The 22,202-nt window shown below is 39.2% G+C and carries 23 protein-coding genes; 12 read left to right on the forward strand and 11 right to left on the reverse strand.

The genetic code is table 11. The annotated features are described in order from the left end of the window. Positions 1 to 27: 27 nt before the first annotated feature. A complete protein-coding gene (locus E0D95_RS04645) occupies positions 28 to 603 on the reverse strand; it encodes a nitroreductase family protein (protein WP_130802792.1) in 576 nt (191 codons plus the stop codon). Between the two features lie 211 nt (positions 604 to 814). Between E0D95_RS04645 and E0D95_RS04650 the strand changes: the two genes are divergently transcribed. Beyond that, positions 815 to 1,192, forward strand: a complete 378-nt coding sequence (locus E0D95_RS04650; protein ID WP_130802793.1) for a hypothetical protein — start codon at positions 815 to 817, stop codon at positions 1,190 to 1,192. Between the two features lie 88 nt (positions 1,193 to 1,280). Here the strand turns inward: E0D95_RS04650 and rhlB are convergent, their stop codons facing one another. Both rhlB and E0D95_RS04660 read right to left on the reverse strand, forming a co-directional pair. Next, positions 1,281 to 2,432: an ATP-dependent RNA helicase RhlB gene (gene rhlB / locus E0D95_RS04655; RefSeq protein WP_130802794.1), complete on the reverse strand. Its 1,152-nt coding sequence runs from the start codon at positions 2,430 to 2,432 to the stop codon at positions 1,281 to 1,283. Positions 2,433 to 2,534: 102 nt separating this feature from the next. After that, positions 2,535 to 2,747, reverse strand: a complete 213-nt coding sequence (locus tag E0D95_RS04660; RefSeq protein ID WP_004653893.1) for a cold-shock protein — start codon at positions 2,745 to 2,747, stop codon at positions 2,535 to 2,537. A 390-nt stretch (positions 2,748 to 3,137) separates the two neighbouring features. Between E0D95_RS04660 and E0D95_RS04665 the strand changes: the two genes are divergently transcribed. The 6 genes from E0D95_RS04665 to E0D95_RS04690 all read left to right on the forward strand — a co-directional run bounded on the left by E0D95_RS04665 (position 3,138) and on the right by E0D95_RS04690 (position 6,639). Continuing rightward, a complete protein-coding gene (locus E0D95_RS04665; RefSeq protein ID WP_130802795.1) occupies positions 3,138 to 3,380 on the forward strand; it encodes a sulfurtransferase TusA family protein in 243 nt (80 codons plus the stop codon). 132 nt (positions 3,381 to 3,512) lie between these two features. After that, positions 3,513 to 4,379 (forward strand): RNA polymerase sigma factor RpoH, encoded by an 867-nt coding sequence (rpoH, locus tag E0D95_RS04670; protein WP_130802796.1) that lies wholly within the window; start codon positions 3,513 to 3,515, stop codon positions 4,377 to 4,379. A gap of 113 nt (positions 4,380 to 4,492) precedes the next feature. After that, complete coding sequence (locus E0D95_RS04675) at positions 4,493 to 4,858, forward strand: DUF423 domain-containing protein (protein ID WP_130802797.1); 366 nt, start codon at positions 4,493 to 4,495, stop codon at positions 4,856 to 4,858. Positions 4,859 to 4,870: 12 nt separating this feature from the next. Next, positions 4,871 to 5,068 carry a sulfur carrier protein ThiS gene (gene thiS / locus E0D95_RS04680; RefSeq protein WP_130802798.1) on the forward strand — a complete coding sequence of 66 codons (198 nt, stop codon included), beginning with the start codon at positions 4,871 to 4,873 and terminating at the stop codon, positions 5,066 to 5,068. Between the two features lie 12 nt (positions 5,069 to 5,080). Continuing rightward, complete coding sequence (locus E0D95_RS04685) at positions 5,081 to 5,866, forward strand: thiazole synthase (RefSeq protein WP_130802799.1); 786 nt, start codon at positions 5,081 to 5,083, stop codon at positions 5,864 to 5,866. 83 nt (positions 5,867 to 5,949) lie between these two features. Then, a complete protein-coding gene (locus E0D95_RS04690) occupies positions 5,950 to 6,639 on the forward strand; it encodes a hypothetical protein (RefSeq protein WP_130802800.1) in 690 nt (229 codons plus the stop codon). 48 nt (positions 6,640 to 6,687) lie between these two features. On the opposite strand, the gene E0D95_RS04695 is transcribed toward E0D95_RS04690, so the two are convergent. Next, the gene (locus E0D95_RS04695) at positions 6,688 to 7,299 is read right to left on the reverse strand and encodes a glutathione binding-like protein (RefSeq protein WP_130802801.1); all 612 of its coding nucleotides are present in this window, start codon (positions 7,297 to 7,299) and stop codon (positions 6,688 to 6,690) included. Positions 7,300 to 7,832: 533 nt separating this feature from the next. Here E0D95_RS04695 and trmB point away from each other — a divergent pair. After that, complete coding sequence (trmB, locus tag E0D95_RS04700; RefSeq protein WP_130802802.1) at positions 7,833 to 8,549, forward strand: tRNA (guanosine(46)-N7)-methyltransferase TrmB; 717 nt, start codon at positions 7,833 to 7,835, stop codon at positions 8,547 to 8,549. 45 nt (positions 8,550 to 8,594) lie between these two features. On the opposite strand, the gene E0D95_RS04705 is transcribed toward trmB, so the two are convergent. From E0D95_RS04705 to E0D95_RS04725, 5 genes are all read right to left on the reverse strand, one after another. Beyond that, positions 8,595 to 9,266: a class I SAM-dependent methyltransferase gene (locus E0D95_RS04705; RefSeq protein ID WP_130802803.1), complete on the reverse strand. Its 672-nt coding sequence runs from the start codon at positions 9,264 to 9,266 to the stop codon at positions 8,595 to 8,597. A gap of 35 nt (positions 9,267 to 9,301) precedes the next feature. Next, on the reverse strand, positions 9,302 to 10,078 hold the full coding sequence (locus E0D95_RS04710; protein ID WP_130802804.1) for a Rossmann-like and DUF2520 domain-containing protein: 777 nt from the start codon (positions 10,076 to 10,078) through the stop codon (positions 9,302 to 9,304). A 215-nt stretch (positions 10,079 to 10,293) separates the two neighbouring features. Beyond that, on the reverse strand, positions 10,294 to 11,529 hold the full coding sequence (locus tag E0D95_RS04715) for a dihydroorotase (protein ID WP_130802805.1): 1,236 nt from the start codon (positions 11,527 to 11,529) through the stop codon (positions 10,294 to 10,296). 12 nt (positions 11,530 to 11,541) lie between these two features. Beyond that, positions 11,542 to 12,558: an aspartate carbamoyltransferase catalytic subunit gene (locus E0D95_RS04720; RefSeq protein ID WP_130802806.1), complete on the reverse strand. Its 1,017-nt coding sequence runs from the start codon at positions 12,556 to 12,558 to the stop codon at positions 11,542 to 11,544. Between the two features lie 120 nt (positions 12,559 to 12,678). Then, entirely contained in the window at positions 12,679 to 13,287 is a 609-nt protein-coding gene (locus E0D95_RS04725) for a LysE family translocator (protein WP_213073695.1), read from the reverse strand. 180 nt (positions 13,288 to 13,467) lie between these two features. Here E0D95_RS04725 and rlmKL point away from each other — a divergent pair, with 180 nt between their 5' ends. Then, complete coding sequence (gene rlmKL, locus E0D95_RS04730; RefSeq protein WP_130802807.1) at positions 13,468 to 15,669, forward strand: bifunctional 23S rRNA (guanine(2069)-N(7))-methyltransferase RlmK/23S rRNA (guanine(2445)-N(2))-methyltransferase RlmL; 2,202 nt, start codon at positions 13,468 to 13,470, stop codon at positions 15,667 to 15,669. 73 nt (positions 15,670 to 15,742) lie between these two features. Here the strand turns inward: rlmKL and E0D95_RS04735 are convergent, their stop codons facing one another. Both E0D95_RS04735 and clpB read right to left on the reverse strand, forming a co-directional pair. Beyond that, entirely contained in the window at positions 15,743 to 16,189 is a 447-nt protein-coding gene (locus E0D95_RS04735; RefSeq protein WP_130802808.1) for a hypothetical protein, read from the reverse strand. Between the two features lie 186 nt (positions 16,190 to 16,375). Next, a complete protein-coding gene (gene clpB / locus E0D95_RS04740; RefSeq protein ID WP_130802809.1) occupies positions 16,376 to 18,955 on the reverse strand; it encodes an ATP-dependent chaperone ClpB in 2,580 nt (859 codons plus the stop codon). Between the two features lie 685 nt (positions 18,956 to 19,640). Here clpB and E0D95_RS04745 point away from each other — a divergent pair. The 3 genes from E0D95_RS04745 to E0D95_RS04755 all read left to right on the forward strand — a co-directional run bounded on the left by E0D95_RS04745 (position 19,641) and on the right by E0D95_RS04755 (position 22,141). Then, positions 19,641 to 20,060, forward strand: a complete 420-nt coding sequence (locus tag E0D95_RS04745; RefSeq protein WP_130802810.1) for a MerR family transcriptional regulator — start codon at positions 19,641 to 19,643, stop codon at positions 20,058 to 20,060. A gap of 85 nt (positions 20,061 to 20,145) precedes the next feature. Beyond that, the gene (locus tag E0D95_RS04750) at positions 20,146 to 20,955 is read left to right on the forward strand and encodes a type 1 glutamine amidotransferase domain-containing protein (protein ID WP_130802811.1); all 810 of its coding nucleotides are present in this window, start codon (positions 20,146 to 20,148) and stop codon (positions 20,953 to 20,955) included. A gap of 151 nt (positions 20,956 to 21,106) precedes the next feature. Next, positions 21,107 to 22,141 carry an acetoacetate decarboxylase family protein gene (locus tag E0D95_RS04755; RefSeq protein WP_130802812.1) on the forward strand — a complete coding sequence of 345 codons (1,035 nt, stop codon included), beginning with the start codon at positions 21,107 to 21,109 and terminating at the stop codon, positions 22,139 to 22,141. The last annotated feature ends 61 nt before the right edge of the window (positions 22,142 to 22,202 follow it).

Consider the following 22,202-nt stretch of genomic DNA (forward strand, 5'->3'; position numbering starts at 1 on the left):
CCCGCTACATCAATGCTGATCTTATTTTTAAGCTTGCCAATCTTGAACAAAGTCATTTACCGCCAAGTCTGCACGTGGTGCAATCGCTTTTGCAGCAGTACCAATGTAAATAATACCAGAGATCAAATCACGCTCAGCTAAACCTAAATGTTGCTTCAACCATTTCGATTCCACCACAGCTCCTGAACGCCACATACTGGAAAAACCTTGCGCCTGTAATGACAATAAAAAGTTTTGGATTGCAGCCCCTGAACTCAAAGTTTGTTCAAAGAATGGAACTTTGGGATGATCCTGAAATTGTGTAACAGCGAGTACTAATAATGGTGCACGAAACGGATGCTGCTTCACTCGATCAAGCTGTGCTGGATCAGTTTCACCCAAATCTGCCAGCGCTTGAGATAGGCTTTCACCAAACGCTGCTCGTTGCTCAGATTGAATCACAATAAAACGTGTTGGCTTTAAACGATGATGATCAGGTGCCGTCAATGCCGCCGCAAATGCTTTGTTTAACTGTTCAGAAGAGGGTGCAGGCTCAACAAGATGCCCAATAGATTGACGCTGATGAATATTTTGATGAATTGTATTTACTTCTAAATCCGTCATGAACATTGATCTAATAAAAAATTAACCAAAAATAGAGTAGCACATTCTTTTTTATTTCGACCACGTCATTGTGAGTATTTCTAAGCTTTTCACAAATTTGACATCATTCATGCATAAATCAATCAAAATCTATACAACTTACTCAAATTAAATGAAAAAAGTTATGTTCAAATAAATGCCTATTCTAATTGATATATATGAGAACTGGTTTATGAAAACACAAATGATCGCCAGCGCACTGACTGTATCGGCACTTTTATTAACAGCCTGTGCATCCAATCCAACAGCCAGCACTGCCATTCAAAGAGAAAATAATCAGTTTGAAGTCACAGGAGTAGGCAAAACTAATTTGATCGCGAAAAATAATGCGGTAGATGCTACCAATAAAACCTGTAAAAGCAGCACTGCCGTGGTGGTCGATGAAAAAACCACTTATAACGGGGTACTCAAAGGTGTGGTCGATGATGAAACTGGGAAAATGGTCGAAGCAGCCGCAGGCGTTATCGGGTCGATTACAGGTAGAAATGCTTCTTTAGCTAAAGATGATGATTACCAAACCACACTCACTTTTTACTGTAAAGCAAACTAAGAAAAGTAAGCTAATTTTCTCAATCAATAAAAAATGCGCTCTGAATCAAAGAGCGCATTTTTATAAACATTCAGATAGATTTCTGGTTTTAGCAGTACCCTTCCAAACGGGTTAATGGTAATTTCTTACCAATGGCTTTTTCAATTTCAGGTAAATAAAAAGCATCATCTTCAGATAAGAAACTAATACTTACCCCCTGCGAACCTGCACGACCTGTACGACCAATACGATGGACATAGTCATCGGACTGCTCTGGTAAAGTAAAATTCACCACATGTGACACACCGTCAACATGAATACCGCGACCTGCTACATCGGTTGCAATCATGATATTGTTTTTGCCTTGTTTAAATTGCTCAAGCATCTTAAGACGCTTGTCCTGCGCAATTTCACCTGACAACATACCAACCCGATAGCCATCTTTTTTAAGATGATCATAAAGGCGACGGACTTGATCTCGGCGGTTGGCAAAGATCATGACTTTATCAATCGGTTCGTCACGTAGAATATCCTGTAGCAAACGATATTTATCTTTTTTCTCAACCACATAAACACGTTGTTCAACGTCATTATTGGTTTTTTGCTCAGGTTCAATTTCAACAGTCACTGGCTCAAATAACCACTGACGCGCCAAATTCAACACATCGTAACTAAAAGTCGCTGAGAACATTAGAGTTTGACGCTGTTCTTTATGTGGTGAGTAACGCACAATGCGCTTGACTGAAGGAATGAACCCCATATCTAGCAAGCGGTCAGCTTCATCAATGACCAAAAACTCAATTTGATCGAGCCAAATTTCTTTTTGCTCAATAAAATCAATCAAACGTCCTGGAGTTGCAACTAAAATATCCAGAAAGTTGGCATTTAATGGTTTTTTCTGCTTATCAAAATCGACGCCACCCACCAGTGTCAGCAATTTTAAATCGGTAAATTTGGTCAGCTCTTTGGCATCACTTTCAATTTGTATCGCCAGTTCGCGTGTCGGTGCAAGAATTAAAGCACGCGGTTCACCGCGATAACGCTGCCCTTGAATGGGATTATTCAGCAAATCATTAATCACGCTAATTAAAAAAGCAGCGGTTTTACCCGTGCCTGTTTGTGCGCGACCAATGGCATCGTGTCCTGCCAGTGTATATTTCAAAACCTTTTGCTGAATTGGAGTCATTTGTGTAAACCCCAATGCATCAATCGCTTTTTTTAGTTGCGGATGTAGATTCAAGGTTTCAAAACCAGATACCATAAACTCGTGCTCTAACTGTTAATCACTCTGATAAGAGCGATAGTATAAAACAAAAACGCCCCAATTTAAAAAATTGAGGCGTCATTCAACATAAAATGTTGATTAGTCTAAAGGCTGTACATTCTCAGCCTGAAAACCTTTTTGTCCTTGCACGACGCTGAATTCAACGCGTTGGCCGTCACGCAAAGAACGGTGTCCGTCACCCATAATTGCACGGAAGTGTACAAATACGTCGTCGCCGCCGTTACGTTGAATAAAGCCAAAACCCTTAGTGTCGTTAAACCATTTAACAACGCCTTGTTCGCGAGCTGTCATAAGTCAATCCTCAGAAGTGAAAATAAAGGACCTTCCGGTGTTGCAAACAGCAGAGCAAACAAGTTTAAAATTCGTTATTATTTCAAAGCTTGTAATCATTCTGTAAAACTATCAACAATTTCCGGTTACATCCATTTGTTATAGGCTTAAATAAAACAGGAATTTGTTTATATTCATCAATCCTAAAACGCTTCGAGCTTAACATGGGTTTATGACAATTAATAGAAATTTTTTAGATAATTCCATATTAAATGTTGCTTAATTTATAAACTATTTTGCAATTTTGACTATTGATAAAATATATATCTTTTATATCACAGCTATTTTTTCACAATTATAAAATTATTTGTTAAAATAAATCCTCATTGGTTCCATAGAATATTTTTACGGATGTGTGATTCAAGTCCCATTTTCCCCACCGAAATCAATGCCATGGGGCAGCCTTGTCCGATGCCATTACTCATGTTAAAACGCAGTTTAAAGCAAGTATCTTCTTCACATTCGCTTTTTTTGCTTAAGTCATCAGATCCGCATAGTCAAATTGATGTCCTACGCTATTGTGAATTACATCAGCTCAAATGTGATATGACTCAAATTTCAGCACATGAATTTCATTATCTGATTCAGTCTTAAAGATTTGACTTTAAAACTTTATGCAATTCATGTATAAAATTTTACATTTCTCTACCCAATTTCCCTTAATTATGGACCTGCTTCGCATTAAGATGAAATATTGGTTATACCATCATCCTATAAGGAGAACTCATGAGTGACAGCAGCAATCAATTGATGCCCCTGTCCTTATCTGCGCCCGGTGTAAATCTCGGTGCTTATATCAGCACTGTGAATCAAATTCCTATTTTGACCGCTGAACAAGAGAAAGAACTGGCTGAACGTTACTATTACGATCAGGATCTGGATGCGGCAAAAATGCTGGTGATGTCACACTTGCGTTTTGTGGTGCATATCGCGCGTAGTTATGCAGGCTATGGTCTGCCTCAGGGTGATCTTATTCAAGAAGGCAATCTTGGCTTAATGAAAGCTGTGAAACGTTTCGATCCAAATATGGGCGTTCGTTTGGTTTCTTTTGCTGTGCACTGGATTAAAGCCGAAATTCATGAATATGTGATTCGTAATTGGCGTATTGTTAAAATTGCCACCACCAAAGCACAACGTAAATTATTTTTTAATTTACGCAGTTTAAAAAAATCCAGCAAGAAACTTACGCTTGAAGAAGCCAAAGCAATTGCGAGTGATTTAAATGTTACCCCAGAACAAGTGCTTGAAATGGAAGGGCGATTGACTGCCTATGATGCAGCATTTGAAGCCCAAGGCGATGATGACGATGAGTCTACTCACGTTGCTCCTGCCTTGTATCTGGAAGATAATCGCTACGATCCTGCACGGTTGGTTGAAAATGAAGATTATGAAGAACAAAGCAGTTCAGCCCTTCATGAAGCCATGAATCAATTGGATGATCGTTCGCGTAATATTTTACAGCGCCGCTGGCTGGATGATGATAAATCTACTCTGCACGAGTTAGCCGCAGAATATAATGTATCTGCAGAACGTATTCGTCAGCTTGAAAAAAATGCAATGGAAAAGATTAAAGTGGCGATGTCAGCCAGTTAACACCCTGCTTTTCATTAAAAGAGGCTTCTGCCTCTTTTTTGTCGATTTAAACTATGTTTAGTCTAGCTAATTTATGCTAAGGTGCTGAGGTCTTTTTTAAGTGTTTTTTGCTTATGTGGATCGCAATTTCAGCTATTAATCTTGCGTTGGCTGTTATGTTAGGAGCTTTTGGTGCTCATGGCCTTAAAGCTTTTGCCACCCCAGAACAACTGGTTTGGTGGGCAACCGCAACACAATATTTCTTTTATCATGCACTGGGTTTATTTGCACTGGGCATTTTGTCAAAAGTCAGTCCTCAATTTCCAATTAAAGCTTCTTTTATTCTGATTCAAATCGGTATTTTATTGTTTTGTGGTTCTTTATATATCATGGCACTCGGCTTACCACGTGGTCTTGGTGCGATTACCCCTATGGGAGGGGTTTTCATGATTTTAGGCTGGTTAGTGTTGGCTCGGAATGGCGTCAAATACGCAAAATAAATGGAAAGGCATATGCAGATTTATTTAAATGGTGAGCTTCAGCAAACTACTTGTCAGAACTTATTACAACTTGTTCAAGCGCTTTCACTTGAAGGTAAGCGATTTGCCGTTGAACAAAACGAGCACATTGTGCCTAAAAGTAAACTCGAACAATCTCCCCTTTCAGATCATGATCGTATTGAAATTATTCACGCTGTTGGCGGCGGCTAAATGGAGCAAGCCATGCAAGATTCATCTTTAATTATCGGTTCACGTACATTTCAATCCCGTCTTTTAGTCGGCACAGGCAAATATAAAGATTTAAATGAGACAGATTTAGCCATTCAGGCAAGTGGTGCAGAAATTGTGACCGTTGCTATTCGCCGTGTAAATATTGGGCAACATCCAGATCAACCGAATTTACTTTCTGTTCTTCCGCCAGAGAAATATACTATTTTACCCAACACCGCAGGATGCTTTGATGCAGAAAGTGCCGTACGTACTTGCATGTTGGCACGTGAATTACTCGATGGACACAATCTGGTTAAACTTGAAGTTTTGGGCGATGAAAAAACTTTATATCCGAATATTACAGCGACACTGAAAGCGGCTCAAACCCTGATTGATGACGGTTTTGAAATTATGGTGTATACCTCGGATGACCCAATTGTTGCCCAAGAACTTGAAAGCATGGGCTGTGTTGCGATTATGCCTTTAGGGAGTTTAATTGGTTCAGGTTTAGGCATTTTAAATCCGCATACCATTTCAATCATTAAAGAAAATGCCAAAGTGCCTGTTTTGGTGGATGCAGGGGTTGGAACTGCCAGTGATGCTGCCATTGCAATGGAACTTGGCTGTGATGGCGTGCTAATGAACACGGCAATTGCAGCGGCGCAAAACCCTGTATTAATGGCTTCTGCCATGAAAAAAGCAGTAGAAGCTGGTCGAGAAGCTTATTTGGCTGGTCGGATGCCACGTAAACGCATGGCCAATGCGAGCTCACCAGAAACTGGATATTTTTTTAAATAAGTCATATATTTTATATCGACTATTTTCAAAGGATTCTTCGGAATCCTTTTTCATTTAAAAACAAATAAACGGCGTAAATCAATATGCTTAAAATCATGATTGCTTTTTTGGGTTCTACTTTTGCAACTTCTATAATGGCAAGTCCTGCCCCCGCACAATACCAACAATTTATTCCGAAGCAATGGAAAATACTTCAAACAGTGAAAGGCGATTTAAATCGAGATGGTCAAGAAGATATTGTTTTAGTGATTGAAGAGAATAATCCGAAAAATATTCTGACCAATGATCGCTTGGGCAGTCCTAAGCTAAATATCAACCCTAGAGTTTTATTGGTTTTATTCAAAACAAATCAGGGTTATCAATTGATCAGCAAAAACCAGCAACTGCCGAGTGCAAATGATGCAGAGTCGCCTTGTTTAGCCGATCCATTGGAAGATGGTGGAGTCAGCATTTCAAAAGGGATTCTGAAAATCAATCTAAACTATTGGCTCAGTTGCGGCTCATGGTATGTGACAAACAATACTTTTAGCTTTCGTTACCAAGACCGAGCATTTAAATTAATCGGTTTTGACCAGATGAGTTTTCACCGTGCTTCTGGCGATGAAAGCCATTTGAGCATTAACTTTTCTACAGGAAAATTAAAAAAGATATCGGGTGAAAATGAATTCAAAGACACTCCACAACCTGCAAAAACTATATGGAAAAATCTAAAGAAACAATATGATTTAAAATTGGAATCGATCGATTTTAAAGAACCACCAGAATTTGAATAAAAAAATGCCTCAATACATATGAGGCATTTTTTATTCACGCTTTGAGATTTACGGAATCAAACCTTCATCACGCATGGCAATACTGACTGATTGGCGTTCAGCGACTTTATTACGTAACGCCACAATGTTGGTGTACGGCGTTAAATCATGCTCAATGCTATTTGACCAATTTGTAAGAACAAACAGATAAGCGTCGGCTGGTCCAAAACCATCATCTACCAGATATTCATGATCTGACTCTCCAATCGCTTTATCGATATAAGCCAGTAATCGGTCAATTTCAGCGTAGGCTTTTTCTTTTGCATCGGCGTCTAATTCGCCTCCAAAGAACACCGCATAAGCATCATGTAATTCTGAGTTTAAATAACCTAGCCATTCCAATACTTTGGCACGACCTAAACCTGATGGAGGAATCAAGTTTTGAGCTGGATCATGCTGGGCAATAAATGGAAGTACTGCGACATTTTCAGTAAGTACTAGTCCAGGGGTAATTTCAAGTGCAGGTACATAGCCTTTTGGATTAATTTCATAATAATCCGCACCTTTTTCAGTTTTATGTGTTCTTAGATCAACTCGTTCAAGATCAAAATCAACGTTAATTTCATTCAAAAGAATATGTGCTGCCAATGAACATGCACCAGGGGAATAATACAACTTCATAGATAATCCTTGTTATAGCTCTCTTCACTGTTGTAGAACGCTTTACTCAAACTTTCAAGCTCTAGCCGTTTTTAAATTTTAAAAAAACGTAACTACCTGAAAATACAGATCATTAGACTATTGAGTAAAATGCCAGTTTTTTCAAGTGAAAAACGTTGTCTTTTATATTTATGTATGTGTATGACGAAAAAATGAACATGAGTGATTTATTCATTCATCAATAAAGAAAACCAGTCATGTAAAGGCATAAAAGAAATTTTTAGATCGCGCCATGCTTTTTAGTAGAAAAAAGATGATATAAATCGAGGGTAACATTCTCATAGATTTTAAATATTATTTTTATCAATAGTTTAATCAAAGTGACTAAAAAGGCTTTGAGTATGTTTTAAAATTCATTCAAAAAGTGGAAATATGCTAGTTTGAATCAAACCCTAAAATTTCCTATGAAGTTTAGGCATTTTCCAGATTAAGTTTGACTTCATCTATGAAGCCTTTAAAATACGGCATTCAGATTTTTGAGCCATTCCAAAATTATGTCGACTGATCAGTTAGAAACGCAAATTACTGAATTGGATAATTTGCCTGAGCATCGCGAAATCGTGACTTTTATGCGCCGTTCTGCGCCTTTAAATACCTCACAACGTACCGCGCTGGAACAATATCAGCATTTAATTTTGGAATATCCTGTTGCAGATTTGCGTCTACATTTCGAGCATCCTGAACGTCCTTTAACCGTTGAAATTGGTTTTGGTATGGGACGCTCTTTGGTATTGATGGCCAAAGCTAATCCTGAACGTAACTTTGTCGGCATTGAAGTTCATGTACCCGGTATTGCGCAATGTGTTTATGAAGCAGGTATGTCCGGTCTCACCAATTTACGGGTCTTGGATGCAGATGCGATTCAGGTGCTACGAGAAATGCCAGATGACAGCATTGATTGTGTTCAGCTTTATTTCCCAGATCCTTGGCAGAAAAAACGCCACTTTAAACGCCGTTTTGTCATCCATGAGCGTATGCAACTGGTTGAACAAAAACTTAAACTTGGTGGCACTTTCCATGCCGCAACGGATTGGGAACCGTATGCTGAATGGATGCTGGACGTCTTAGACAAGCGAGAAAATCTTGAAAATCTGGCAGGTAAAGGCAATAGCTATCCTCGTCCTGAATGGCGCCCTCAAACTAAATTTGAACGTCGTGGTCTTGAATCTGGTCATAAAATTAACGATTTTATTTTCAAAAAAATCAAATAATATTTCAAGTCACTTGGCTTACTATTTAAGCTAAGTGACTTTTACCTAAGCAAAAGCAATAAAGCCCTGATAGCATAAAATTTGTGTAAATCGTGAAATGTGTTTAAATCCTGCCCGTTGAAGTTGTTCAAAACTTTGCGATTCTGACAGTGGATAAAAATCATCTGTAAGTCTTGCCAGCATCGCAGTCGTTTGATTTTCAGTAAGCCCATTACTTTCACATATATTTTTTAAGACCCATTTTTCTTTGTCTGTTTGCATTCGTACTAAATCAAAGGTTAAGAATAAGGCATTTTCTTTTAGACGCAGATGAATTCCATGTAAAAACATGGCTTTATGCTGGAAAGAAACGAAATGCGTCACCAATATAGAAAGTGCGGCATCAAACCGAATCGTTTGATTTAAAACTTGAATATCCCCCAAAACAAAACGGACTCGATTGTGCAAATCTATATCCTGAATATATGTCCTTGCTTTTTTAAGCATCGGGGCAGATAAATCGGTTGCGGTAAATTGCCAATTTGGAAAATTTTCTAATAAATAGCGAAGCTCATAACCTGTACCACAACCGACAATTAAAATATGCGCCTGTTCGGGTAAATAAGCTTTAAGAATGGCTTGTATTTGTTGATGTACCACCTCATAACCCGGAATCAGTTTACGAATATGGTCATCGTACCCCTCTACAACTTGCTGTGCAGTAAAATCTTTTGCCATCGTATATATGCCTTTTTATAGTTCAATGAATATTTTTAACGATGATGTCTGGTCATAATGGCTTGACTTAAAACTGCATAAATTTCTTTTAAATCTGAGCGGTTTGCTTGTTGTAATAAATGTTGATGCATTGCCAGTATATTGTGATCATTTCTTACCGCTGGACCAGTTTGCATCTGCACGGGATCATATTGCGTCGCTTTTTTGGCAGTTTCCAGCATTAAAGGATAGAGCAATGAAAAATCAACCCGCTCCAGATCAACAATTTGCTTTGCCATGTCATAGCAAGCATTACTAAAGTTAGAGGCAAACACCGCAGCCAGATGTAAACTTAAACGTTGTGAAGATGAATAAGCATAAACTCTGTTACTTAGGCTATTTGCTAATTGATTTAAAATGTTCAAGCTTTCATCATGTTTTGCTTCTATGAATATAGGGGTTTCCGTCCAATCCACTTCTCTTTCAAAACTAAAAGTTTGCAACGGATAAAATACGCCCGCGTTGGGATGTCGATCAGACAATATTTTAAGATCGGTACTACCTGAAGTATGCACAATCAAGACATTGGATAATCGTGCATGAATGTTTTGGATCACGGTTGCAATCGATTGGTCACTGACCGCGAGGATAAGTAAATCTATTTCAGTATTGAGTTGCGCCTCATCATTAATCGCTTCTGCTTCAACTTGATCGGCAAGTTTTTTTGCATGCTGCAAATCGCGGCTCATGATTTGTACAATTTGATGTTGTTGTACACATGCTCTGGCTAAATGTGTCGCCACTTTTCCTGAACCCACAAAACTAATACGCATAACTTCACTCGTTGATCGTAACTGAGTGAAGCATGCCAATAAATAAAGGGCGAATCAATCGCCCTTGAGTCCCACTATCGTTTGCAGAATAGCTTTTAGTTAAATAGATTGTTTAAAGAGATGATGCATTCATCGGTTTAGTTATTAAAATGTTCAGTGTATTTTTAAAAAACTCGGCAATGATTTTACCGAGTCTTTTTAAGATCGTTTAAAATTTAAAGCAAGAATGTTTGTAGGACTTTCCCAGTCAAAGTCTGATTTAACAACGGTGTATTTTTACCACTCGACAGAATACTTTGTTTGTCCACTGTCCATTCTAAATCTGGGTCTACCAATACCCAACCTTTCTCAGCCTGCCAGCGCTCTTGCATATTGGCAACTTTCGCAGGTGCAATCGTGACTTTTTCCACCCACTCAAGCGGCTCAAATAGACCTTCTTTCACCAATTGCACACCCAAAGCCACATAGGTATCAAAAGCACTCATGCCCGGTAGTGTTTCTGCAAATGGCATCATTTTCGCAGAGCTACTCAAAGGTTCATGGTGCGTACAAATCGCATCAATCACCCCGGATTTTAGTGCTTGGCGTAATTGCACTTTGTCTTGTTCAGACCGTAAAGGTGGACGTACATGTGCCAGTGAATTAAAACCGTCAATGAGGGATTCAGTAAGATGTAACTGGTGCATGGCAACATCGGCAGTGACTGGTAAACCTTTGGCTTTAGCGGCTTCAATGAGCTCAATGGATTTTCCAGAAGATAAAAGCCCAAAGTGTGCGCGCACGCCTGTGGCTTCAATCATAATCAGATATTTAGCAATCGCGATGGTTTCCGCAATCGCAGGAATCATCGGCAACCCTTGACGTGATGCAATAAAACCTTCGTGTACACAGCCATCTTTGGCAATTTGTGCTTCTTCTGCATAAAACACCACGGTTAAACCCAGACCTGCTGCATATTCTAATGTACGAATGACCACGTCATCATCTTCAAAAGATGCATTGGCATTGGAAACTGCGGTACAGCCCCCTTTTTTGAGTGCTGCCATATTGGCGGGTTGTTTACCCATGAGGCCCTGCGTTTGCGCGCCAATAATATGTAAATGAAACTGACCATCTGTCCATGCCTTTTCAATCAAGCCATGAATCAATGCGCCATTATCCTGCACAATTGGCTTAGAATCTGGCGGAGTAATCACGTGCAAAATACCATTTTCACGTGCAGCTTTACCTTCAGATTTTAATGTGCCGTGCTGTTGTTGACCCGGCTCACGTACACGCGCACACAAATCCACCATCGTCGGCATCAACCATTTACCTTGTGCATCAATCGTTTCGTCAATATGATCTACTGATTCGACTATTTTTCCATCTTGTAAATAAACAGTCGTGATACGGTCAATCTTTTCTATAGGATCAAGTAAACGGACATTTTCAAGTTTGATATTGCTCATAATGTTGATCCTTTATACCGCGATTGCTTCAATTAAACCTTGATGCTGGAGCTGCCCTTGCATCGCAAGTGCCAAGACCGCCATTCGTACCGCAATGCCATTGGTGACTTGATGCAAAATCACAGAACGTGGGCCATCGGCAATACTAGAATCAATCTCAACACCACGGTTCATCGGCCCCGGATGCATCACGATACAATCAGGTTTCGCCAAGGCCAAACGCTCCTGGTTTAAACCATACATCCGGTAAAATTCTGCTTGAGAAGACAGTGCAGGCGAATCAATTCGTTCATTTTGAATGCGTAATGCGATGATCACATCGCAGTCTTTGACCCCTTCGTCCATTTTATTAAACAGACGCACATGATCACCATATTCGCTAAACCCAACTGGCAATAAGGTATTAGGGGCAATCACACGAATATCTTTACAACCCAAAGTTTGCAAAGCTGCAATATCTGAACGAGCCACACGAGAATGCTTGATATCGCCAATAATCGCAACACTTAGCTCTTCAAATGGTTTGTTGGTATCACGGCGAATAGTAAGCATATCCAACATGGCTTGGGTTGGATGCGCGTGACGACCATCCCCTGCATTAATGATTGCTACATTAGGACAGACATCTTTGGCAATAAAATGTGCTGCACCTGAAGATGAATGACGAACCACAAAAATATCTGCCGCCATGGCTTCCAAATTCCAGAGCGTATCGCGCAGTGTTTCGCCTTTGGATGTACTGGAACGCGCAATATCAATATTTAATACATTGGCAGACAGACGTTTCGCTGCTGCCTCAAAAGTGGTACGGGTACGGGTTGAATTTTCAAAAAATAAATTCATCACCGTGCGCCCTTCAAGTAAAGGCGTAGTGATCAACTGATTTTGCTCATTGATAAAAGATTGTGCGGTATCAAGAATTTTTGTAAGTGTTTCTTTGGAAAGACCTTCGATGGTCAAGAAGTGCTTTAAATTGCCCTGCTGATTGAGCTGAATCTGACTCGGTGTATGCAATGCCGCCAAGTGCATGAGAGATTCCTTAGACGTTAAGTTAAGGCATTATACAGATTTTGAATTCCTTTGGCAGATGATGTTTTCATCATTCAAAAATTTATCGCACTCTCATGCTTTTTGATTTATTGTCCGCATTTATGCAAAATGATGCCAGCACATCTCTAAAGAAATCGCAATAAGTACCACTCCCATCACAATATTAAAAACCTTTGCCCGCTGTGGTGTGTTCAAAAGTTTAGCCAATTTTTCACCTGCAATACCCCAGATCAATAGAGAAATAAAACACACCACAAAATAAATCATCACAAAGAAAATTAAATGCAGAGCATTTTGTGTAATCGAAAAAAGAGCTGTTCCTGCAACAGCAGCAATCCATGCTTTGGGATTTAACCATTGCATTAAAAAACCTTGCAAGAATGTTGGAATTTTTGTTTGATCTATCTCTGAGATACTGATTTTCTGACCTGCGGATCTTAAAATATTAAATCCAATCCAAACCAATAATAAAGTACCCAATATTGTAATGATATCGAGTAAACCTATGTATAAAAGAATAATCTGATAAAGCCCAAAACAGACCGCAGCCAAGAGTAAAGTAAATCCAATTGTTGCACCGAAGATAAAAGCAAAAGTCTTTCTAGCTCCATAATTCATTGCACTCCCCAAAATAGTCAAATTGACTGGACCGGGTGAAATTGACATGGATAAAGAAAAAGTAAACATTGACAAAAAAAGGCCAAACATTTTTATATTCCTGTGTTTTTATTCTCTGGATTAATCGGGACTATTGTTTAAAGTTCAACTAATTAAAAGATCTATTCATTGAAATCGTAAAAATTAAATGGATATAGCCATAATCCGTAACGTATAAGCGGTAAAATACGCTAAAATAGCCGATTGCTTTAGCTGCTCTTGGAAAATTGAATGAATTCACCGCAACGTCTTTCTACATATTGGGTCACCTGTGCAGATGGACTTGAAACCTTACTACAACAAGAATTACAAGGTTTAGGCATTGCGCAGACTGAACGCTTTGCAGGTCGTCTCATTTTTCAGGGATCTTTGGAGCAGGCGTATCGAATTTGTATGTGGTCACGTTTGGCCTCCCGTGTACTTAAACCCATTCATAGCTATGAAATCGAATTTAGTCATGACGCTCGTGATGTCGCAGAAGAATTATACGAAGGTGCTTTAAGCTTTGACTGGTCACTCATTTTTGCACCACAAAGTACCTTTGCCATTCGTTTACATGTGGAACGTGATATTAAGGTCAATACACAGTTTGCGACACTTCGCGCCAAAGATGGCGTGGTGGATTCCTTTATGGAAGCGGTTGGGCGTCGTCCAAGCATTGATACCAAACAACCAGAAATTACTTTATTTGTTTTGGCAGGAAAGACTGAACATACCTTTTGCCTAGATTTATCGGGCGATTCACTGCATAAACGTGGCTATCGTCGCTATATGACTGAAGCGCCAATTAAAGAGAATCTGGCAGCAGCCATCTTGCAAAAAGCAAAGCTTACAGAATTAAAGCCTGATTTAATTCTTGATCCAATGTGTGGTTCAGGAACATTTATTATTGAATCACTCATGATTTTAACTGATCGTGCGCCCGGTCTAGTTCGTCGCTTTGGCTTTAATGGCTGGCATGGACATGACCGTGAACTTTGGCTGGAAATTAAAGCCGAGGCCGCACAACGTCATGAAGCTGCATTGGAAAAGACCTTACCGAAATTTTATGCTTATGATGCAGACTGGGAAGCGGTCAAAGCCACACGTCAAAATATCATCGCGGCTGGTTTTGAAAAGTTGCTGGATCAGATTCAGATCGAAGAGCGTCCACTTGCAGACTGGCCGTCATTTGAAAATAGCTATAGCACTGCATTTGTCGTGACCAATCCACCTTATGGTGAACGTCTAGGTGATAAAGCTTCAAACCGCGCTTTATATTTAGGTTTGTCGGCATTGTTACAGCAACATTTTCCAAATCAACACGCAGCCGTGATTGCTGCTCAGATTGAACAAGCCGATGTACTGGCCTTTAATCAGCCTGAAACATTGCGTTTGATGAACGGTAAATTACCTATTTACATTCGTTTCGGGCAAGTCAAACCTGTCGCAAATCATCAACCATTCCTGACTCACTGGCATGCTGAACCAGTCGAAATTGAAGGTGCACAGGATTTTGCCAATCGTTTGCAAAAAAATATGCAGGCATTAAAAAAATGGGCTGTCAAAGATCAAGTATTTTGTTTACGCCTTTATGATGCTGATTTACCTGACTTTAATGTCGCAGTAGATTTGTATGGTGATCGATTGCATGTACAAGAATACGCACCACCGAAAAGTATTGACCCTGAAAAAGCTAAAAAACGCTTTAATCTGGCTTTAGCTGCGATTCGTGCAGTCACAGGTTTACCACGTGAAGCCATCTTTATTAAAACTCGCGCACGACAAGAAGGCAAAAATCAGTACACTAAACAAAGTACTGCTTCTAAGCGCTTTATCGTACAGGAAGGTCAAGCCAAGATTTTAGTCAATTTGACCGATTATCTGGATACAGGTCTATTTTTAGACCACCGTCAGATGCGTTTACGTATTGCCAATGAAGCGCGTGGTAAGCACTTCCTGAATTTATTTAGCTACACCTCTACTGCAAGTTTACATGCTGCGCTTGGCGGTGCTGCCAGTACCACCAGTGTAGATTTGTCCAATACGTACTTGAACTGGTCAAAAGAGAATTTTGTTTTAAATGGTCTAACCGTTGATCATGCCGATGAACAGCATATGTTCTTTGCCAGTGACTGTTTTGAATGGTTGAAAGAAGGTCATGAGCAATACGATCTGATATTTATTGATCCACCAACTTTTTCAAACTCGAAAAAGTTTTATGGGACTTTTGATATTCAACGCGACCATGTTTCCTTGCTCAAACGTGCCATGAACCGTTTAAGTGCTGGAGGAACCTTATATTTCTCCAATAACTATCGTGGTTTTGAGCTTGACGAAGAAATTGAAGCTTTATTTGATGCCGAAGAAATCACCCATGATACGATTGGGTCAGATTTTAAACGTAATCAAAAAATTCACCGTGCATGGAAAATTCAACATCTACAAAATTAGAATAGGATAGATTTGAGCTAGTACAGATTAATCCAATCTCACAAGCCTGCTGAGCTATTTCTTCAGGCTTTATTTATTGATTAATGGTAATCGTGACATCCCCTTTGACATTTCCCAGTTGAGGTCCAGTCAAATTTAATTTATCTAGGCGGACTTTTTCCTGATAAGGCGGTAATTCAGGAATTTGTTGTTGCAGATACACACTGGTTCGGGTCGGCTCTGTAATTTTCTTTTGTTCCTCATGTTCAGATAAAACACTGGCATCCAGATTATTCTGTGTCAGTTGCTTGGTATGTTTTTTTGCAAGATTCTGGTTTAGATTTTTTTGCTCTGGTACCGATTTTTTTACATCTTGTTCCACGGCTTTAACCACAGGTGGAGTAACACGTTCCAGTGAATCACTTTCATTTCGCATGCCACCTTCATTCAGTGGTGTCGCAGCGATCGTATAACTTACACATCCTAGACTTGTCAGAAAAACAAAGATTGTATAAAGCTTAAATCCTTTAGGTTGCTTCACGTGATGATTCCTTTACTTACTGAGTTCTTCTTATTGGATTTTTCACGCTAACAAGATTTGGTAGAATCTGCAATGCCTAGATGTCACTTCCCGATAATCTGTCGTGTAGATTCATTTTCTCAACATCTTAAAAAAAGAGGACGTATTGTACGCCCTCTTTGCTTGAACAAAATACTCAGCCAGACATTAACTGAGTTTTAATTTATCAAACACTAAATGACCATGATCGCCTTTGATAATGATGTTATCACCTGACTGGAAGTCTCCACCCAGAATTTTTTGAGCCAAAGTATTTTCAACTTGTTGTTGAATGGCACGTTTTAACGGACGTGCACCATATACTGGATCAAAACCAGCATCAATCAAGATATCAAACGCGCTATCATCAACAGTGAGACCAATTTCGCGATCTGCCAAACGGGTACGTAAACGATCCAGTTGAATATCGGCAATGCCACGAATCTGTGATTTCTGCAATGAATGGAATACCACCAGTTCATCAATACGGTTAATAAACTCTGGGCGGAAATGTTGACTCACCGCAGCCATCACCACCGAACGTACTTCATCATCTGTTGCACCCTCACCCAGCTCACGAACATCTTGAGAACCTAAGTTAGATGTCATTACAATCACCGTGTTTTTAAAATCGACCATACGACCTTGTGAATCAGTCAAACGACCATCATCCAAGACTTGTAGCAGAATATTAAATACATCGGGATGCGCTTTTTCTACTTCATCAAACAACACCACACTATACGGTTTGCGACGTACAGCTTCGGTCAGCACACCACCTTCTTCATAACCGACATAACCCGGAGGCGCACCCACTAAACGACTTACGGAATGTTTTTCCATAAATTCACTCATATCGATACGAATCATGGCATCGTCACTATCGAACAGGAAATTCGCCAAAGCTTTGGTCAACTCTGTTTTACCTACCCCTGTTGGACCGAGAAACAGAAACGATCCACTTGGACGATTTGGATCAGACAATCCTGCACGTGAACGACGTACCGCATTCGATACCGCCACCACAGCCTCATCTTGTCCCACTACACGGTTATGTAAAAACTCTTCCATATGTAAAAGTTTTTCTCGTTCACCTTGTAGCATTTTCGCCACAGGAATGCCTGTCGCAGCACTGACCACTTCAGCGATTTCGTTTTCAGTTACTTTGGTACGAATAAGTTTAGGCTCTTCATTTTCCTCGGCAACTTCAGCTTGTTCCAGACGTTTTTGTAACTCAGGAATCACGCCATATTGTAGACGTGCTGCCTCTGCTAAATCACCTTCACGTTGCGCTTTATCAAAAGCAATACGTGCCTGATCGAGTTCAATCTGGGCTTTTTTATCACCTTCAACTAAAGTTTTTTCAGCCTTCCAGATTTCTTCCATATCGTTATATTCTTTCTCAATGGTTGAAATCTGCTCTTCAAGGTGATTAATTTCAGCTTTACTGCCTGCATCCTCATCACGTTTTACCGCTTCAAGTTGCATTTTGAGCTGAATAATCCGGCGCTCCAAACGATCTAGGGCTTCTGGCTTAGAATCGATTTCCATTTTGATACGCGATGCAGCTTCATCAATCAAATCAATGGCTTTATCGGGCAATTGTCGATCTGTAATATATCGATGCGACATTTTCGCCGCTGCAATAATCGCGGAGTCCAGAATTTGTACGCCATGATGCGCAGCATATTTCTCTTTTAATCCACGTAAAATCGCAATGGTATCTTCAACACTTGGTTCATCGACCAACACTTTTTGAAACCGGCGTTCAAGTGCGGCATCTTTTTCTATATACTGACGATATTCATCGAGCGTTGTCGCCCCCACACAGCGTAATTCGCCACGAGCCAATGCAGGTTTCAGCATATTACCTGCATCCATCGCACCATCGGTTTTACCTGCACCGACCAAGGTGTGTAATTCGTCAATAAATAAAATGACATTGCCATCTTGTTTGGCTAGATCATTAAGCACAGCTTTTAAACGTTCTTCGAACTCACCACGATATTTTGCACCTGCAAGTAGTGAGCCTAAATCCAGTGATAAAACCCGTTTATTTTTCAGACTTTCTGGTACTTCACCATTCACAATACGCTGTGCCAAACCTTCCACAATGGCGGTTTTACCCACTCCCGGTTCACCAATTAAAACAGGGTTGTTTTTGGTACGGCGCGATAGAACCTGAACGGTACGACGAATTTCATCATCACGACCGATCACAGGATCAAGCTTACCAGCCAAAGCACGTTCGGTTAAATCAATCGTGTATTTGTTTAATGAGTCACGTTGATCTTCGTGATTATTACTCATAACTTTATCATTGCCTCGAATGGATTCAATCACTTTGCGTAGCGCATCAGTGGTTACGCCTACACTGTTTAATAAACTTTTGGTACTACCAGTTTCCGTTAATGCCAAAAGTACCCAATCTGTCGATAAAAACTCATCGCCTGCCTTTTGCGCATGACGATCTGCCAGATTCAATACCTTGACGGCTTCTGGGTTTAAATTAACATCACCTGTTGGATTCGCGATGGTTGGCGCATCCTGAATCGCTTGTTCCAGTTTTTGCTTTAACTCAGCTAATCTTGCACCAGCTTGCTGTAACAGGCTCAGGTTAGAGGGCTCTTGCAGCAAAGCTGAAAGAATATGAATGCCATCAATTGCCGTATGGTCTTTTCCTGTAGCTAAGGATTGGGCATCTGACAAAGCTTGTTGCAGGCGATTGGTAAATTTTTCAAAACGCATTATTGTTATTCCTCATATCAATTTGTTACTTGCTTAATACATGGGAACGCTTTTATAAATTTCAAACAATTTTTATAAATTTTCACTATATTTTTCATAGTCTTATATTAATAATAATCCATATAGATCTCCATTGTAATATGGGTTCATATTAAAATATTTTCAAGTCAGTCTATGCGTTGTTTTTGTTAATTGAAGTTTCTTATAATTTTATAATCAGTTGTGAACATGCCATGAAAACCTCATCGTATGAGATAAAATCTAGCAAACATCATGACAAGTTTACTTTTCGCAATAAATAAGGGTGCAGTTCAGTTTTTATAAACCTTTCTAAACGCACATCCTTTAAATAGGCATCCACGTCAGTTTCAGAATCTTAGTATTCATGATTGTATTTGCAGCTAAGTTTCGTCAGCACTAGCACTTCTATACTTGTCATTAAATGAGCAATTTTTTAGTAATTTATACATAGAATTATGCGTAAAGCACGAATTTGAGCTAAAACAGTAGAATGATTTAACCCGAAACTCTCTAGCGGATAATATTCTTATATTCAATAAGATTAGTCACAAGCTATAAAATTCTTTTACGTCCTAGCCTCCTCTAACTTTTAAGTCATCACAATCTTGCTTTTGAAATATTTAAAGTCTAAAGTTAACTTTAATAATGAAGGGAAATAGGTAAAATGAATATTAGTGAATTATCAAAACTCAGTGGTTTAAGCACTCCAACTATTCGTTATTACGAACAAATTAAACTACTCCCTAAAGCAAAACGTAAAGCCAATGGTTATAGAGAATACAATGAAAATGACCTTAAACAGTTGTATTTGATCCAGCAAGCACAACAAGTTGGATTTTCTTTATCGGAAATAAAAGCTTTTTTACCATCCAATGTCACCACATGGGATCACGATATTCTCATTGGTCTACTTGAAGATAAAATCAAGGATATTGAAGATTTAGAGCAAAAACTATCGATGAGTAAAAATAATTTGCGAACGATGATTAATGCCATTAATAACAAACCCGATGAAATTACCTGTGAACAAAATGCCCAGAGGTTACTGAATCTTTATTACAATAATGATAAGGATTCAAAATAGTCGTGAGTTCAAAGCATAAAGCACTTGACCTTAAACCAAGCTTTAAGCTTAACATGGTGTATAGGCCGTCAATCAGGAACCTACCATGTTGAAGTATTGGAATTTTCAAAGCTGGCTCATTGGTTTATGCATGAGCATATTGTCGAGCAGCGTTTCGTATGCAAATGCCGCCCTTTTAGATCAATCAACTCATGCACCAAAGGCAAAGATTCTGGTGGTCATGACCAATCATTCGGCCTATCCAAGCCGTTCAGATACCACAGGTTTATGGTTGACTGAGCTTACTCATTTTTATGATATTGCAATTGCTTCAGGTTATGAGATCGATTTTGTCAGTCCAAATGGTGGATCTGTTCCTTTGGATGAGCGTAGTTTAAAACCCATCTATTTAGATAAATCAGCAAAAGCGCATTTGGCTGATGCTCAATTTATGCAACGACTTAAAACAACATTCGCTCCCAATGCCATTGATCCCTCGAAATATAAAGCCATTTATTACACAGGGGGTCATGGCACGATGTGGGATTTCCCAAACAATGAGGGGCTAAAACGTATTGCTGAACAAATTTATCAGCAAGGGGGTATTGTTTCAGCAGTTTGCCATGGCGTAGGAGGATTATTACCCCTACAAACTCAAGAAGGAAAACCCCTTATTTCGGGTAGAACGGTCACTGGATTTGCCAACATAGAAGAAAGCTTATCAGGTATAAAATCACAGGTTCCTTTTTCACTCGAAGATAGTTTAGCCGCACATGGCGCAAAATATAAAAGAGCATTGATTCCATTTACTTCTTATGTCATTTCTGATGATCGAATTATTACTGGACAAAATCCTCAATCCAGTAAAGAAATTGCTGAAGCAGTGATGAAACGTTTAGAAAAAACTGATCATTAACCATCTTGAATATAATCATTAAAACCAGATTTCATTATCTGGTTTTATCTTATGTTGAATCCATAAATTATAAAAATAGCAATAAAAATACTTGACCTTAAACCTAACTTTAATCTTAGGATTTGATCATGATTTATAGAGAAAAATCCTTATGTTTAATCAATTTAATGTTCATCGTTCAATTTCAACTGTTTCAATTGGCTTATTATTCAGTTTATCTGTACATGCTACAGCAGCAGATTCTGCTTCAGTCAATACTGCAAAAAATGATCAGCAAACCACGATGGTAGAGTTTGGTCCTTATAAGGTAAATGTACCCAAAGGTGGTTACTACGACCGCTTTCGTATGAATCCCAATCTCGATGAAGTTGCTAAAGACCCTGCTGCTGGAAATATTGATTATTTCCGTACTATTCCCAAAAAAATGGTAGAAACTCGTGTGGGTAAAGTCTGGTCGCCCAATTTTTATTATCGCACAAGCAATATACAACTCTTAATGCTTGCACCCATTTCCAAGTTAAAAGCCAAGCTGCCTGCTCCGCTTCAACCCTTACAACCTTTTCCGGGTTATGGTTTAGTCTCTGTTACTTTCTTCTCCTACGCTGTCGGCGATGTTGATCCATATAATGAAGTATCTGTTGCAATCGTTGTACACCAAGCTGACGCCCCTAAGTTGAGTATCACAGAGTTAATCAGCTCAATGCGTCATCACAAATACTATGGTCATGTACTTGCACTTCCTGTAGATACTGAAATTGCTCGTGTACGTGGTGTATATGGATACCAATTACCTAAGTGGTTGACACCAATTGAGATGTCGATTGACGATAAAAAGGTACACGCTGATATTTTTAATACAGATGGAACGCCAGATTTGAGTTTAATCGCACCATTACCCAAAATTAAAAATGTCAAACCTCAATCACGTATTGAAACTAAAACTATGTATCATCAAGTAGACGGTCAATGGCACAGCACATCTGTAGAATCCAATACCCTTGCATTTGGACAACAATTATTTCCAAAAAATGTTCAACTGATTCATCGTGGTGGATCTTTAACAAAACTACTTAATGAATTGGAAGCAGGTAAAATATTACGTTTAGATGTAGTGAAGGATGCTCAACTGGCTTTGAATATGCCAGTACCAATGAAATCTTTGGATCATGACGATAATAAAAAATAAACCTGAATAACAAGTACTTCTCTGGGGGAGTACTTGTTATTTAATATTTCACTGTCATAAA

The sequence above is a fragment of the Acinetobacter ihumii genome, assembly GCF_900625095.1.
GTDB lineage: Bacteria > Pseudomonadota > Gammaproteobacteria > Pseudomonadales > Moraxellaceae > Acinetobacter > Acinetobacter ihumii.

Coding starts and splice junctions, on each gene's coding strand:
- trmB (WP_130802802.1), top strand. CDS start 7,833: ATGTCGACTGATCAGTTAGAAACGCAAATTACTGAATTGGATAATTTG.
- thiS (WP_130802798.1), top strand. CDS start 4,871: ATGCAGATTTATTTAAATGGTGAGCTTCAGCAAACTACTTGTCAGAAC.
- clpB (WP_130802809.1), bottom strand. CDS start 18,955: ATGCGTTTTGAAAAATTTACCAATCGCCTGCAACAAGCTTTGTCAGAT.
- E0D95_RS04660 (WP_004653893.1), bottom strand. CDS start 2,747: ATGACAGCTCGCGAACAAGGCGTTGTTAAATGGTTTAACGACACTAAG.
- E0D95_RS04745 (WP_130802810.1), top strand. CDS start 19,641: ATGAATATTAGTGAATTATCAAAACTCAGTGGTTTAAGCACTCCAACT.
- E0D95_RS04650 (WP_130802793.1), top strand. CDS start 815: ATGAAAACACAAATGATCGCCAGCGCACTGACTGTATCGGCACTTTTA.
- rlmKL (WP_130802807.1), top strand. CDS start 13,468: ATGAATTCACCGCAACGTCTTTCTACATATTGGGTCACCTGTGCAGAT.
- E0D95_RS04705 (WP_130802803.1), bottom strand. CDS start 9,266: ATGGCAAAAGATTTTACTGCACAGCAAGTTGTAGAGGGGTACGATGAC.
- E0D95_RS04720 (WP_130802806.1), bottom strand. CDS start 12,558: ATGCACTTGGCGGCATTGCATACACCGAGTCAGATTCAGCTCAATCAG.
- E0D95_RS04695 (WP_130802801.1), bottom strand. CDS start 7,299: ATGAAGTTGTATTATTCCCCTGGTGCATGTTCATTGGCAGCACATATT.
- E0D95_RS04665 (WP_130802795.1), top strand. CDS start 3,138: ATGTGTGATTCAAGTCCCATTTTCCCCACCGAAATCAATGCCATGGGG.
- E0D95_RS04685 (WP_130802799.1), top strand. CDS start 5,081: ATGCAAGATTCATCTTTAATTATCGGTTCACGTACATTTCAATCCCGT.
- E0D95_RS04675 (WP_130802797.1), top strand. CDS start 4,493: ATGTGGATCGCAATTTCAGCTATTAATCTTGCGTTGGCTGTTATGTTA.
- E0D95_RS04750 (WP_130802811.1), top strand. CDS start 20,146: ATGTTGAAGTATTGGAATTTTCAAAGCTGGCTCATTGGTTTATGCATG.
- E0D95_RS04755 (WP_130802812.1), top strand. CDS start 21,107: ATGTTTAATCAATTTAATGTTCATCGTTCAATTTCAACTGTTTCAATT.
- rhlB (WP_130802794.1), bottom strand. CDS start 2,432: ATGGTATCTGGTTTTGAAACCTTGAATCTACATCCGCAACTAAAAAAA.
- E0D95_RS04645 (WP_130802792.1), bottom strand. CDS start 603: ATGACGGATTTAGAAGTAAATACAATTCATCAAAATATTCATCAGCGT.
- E0D95_RS04715 (WP_130802805.1), bottom strand. CDS start 11,529: ATGAGCAATATCAAACTTGAAAATGTCCGTTTACTTGATCCTATAGAA.
- rpoH (WP_130802796.1), top strand. CDS start 3,513: ATGAGTGACAGCAGCAATCAATTGATGCCCCTGTCCTTATCTGCGCCC.
- E0D95_RS04690 (WP_130802800.1), top strand. CDS start 5,950: ATGCTTAAAATCATGATTGCTTTTTTGGGTTCTACTTTTGCAACTTCT.
- E0D95_RS04710 (WP_130802804.1), bottom strand. CDS start 10,078: ATGCGTATTAGTTTTGTGGGTTCAGGAAAAGTGGCGACACATTTAGCC.
- E0D95_RS04725 (WP_213073695.1), bottom strand. CDS start 13,287: ATGTTTGGCCTTTTTTTGTCAATGTTTACTTTTTCTTTATCCATGTCA.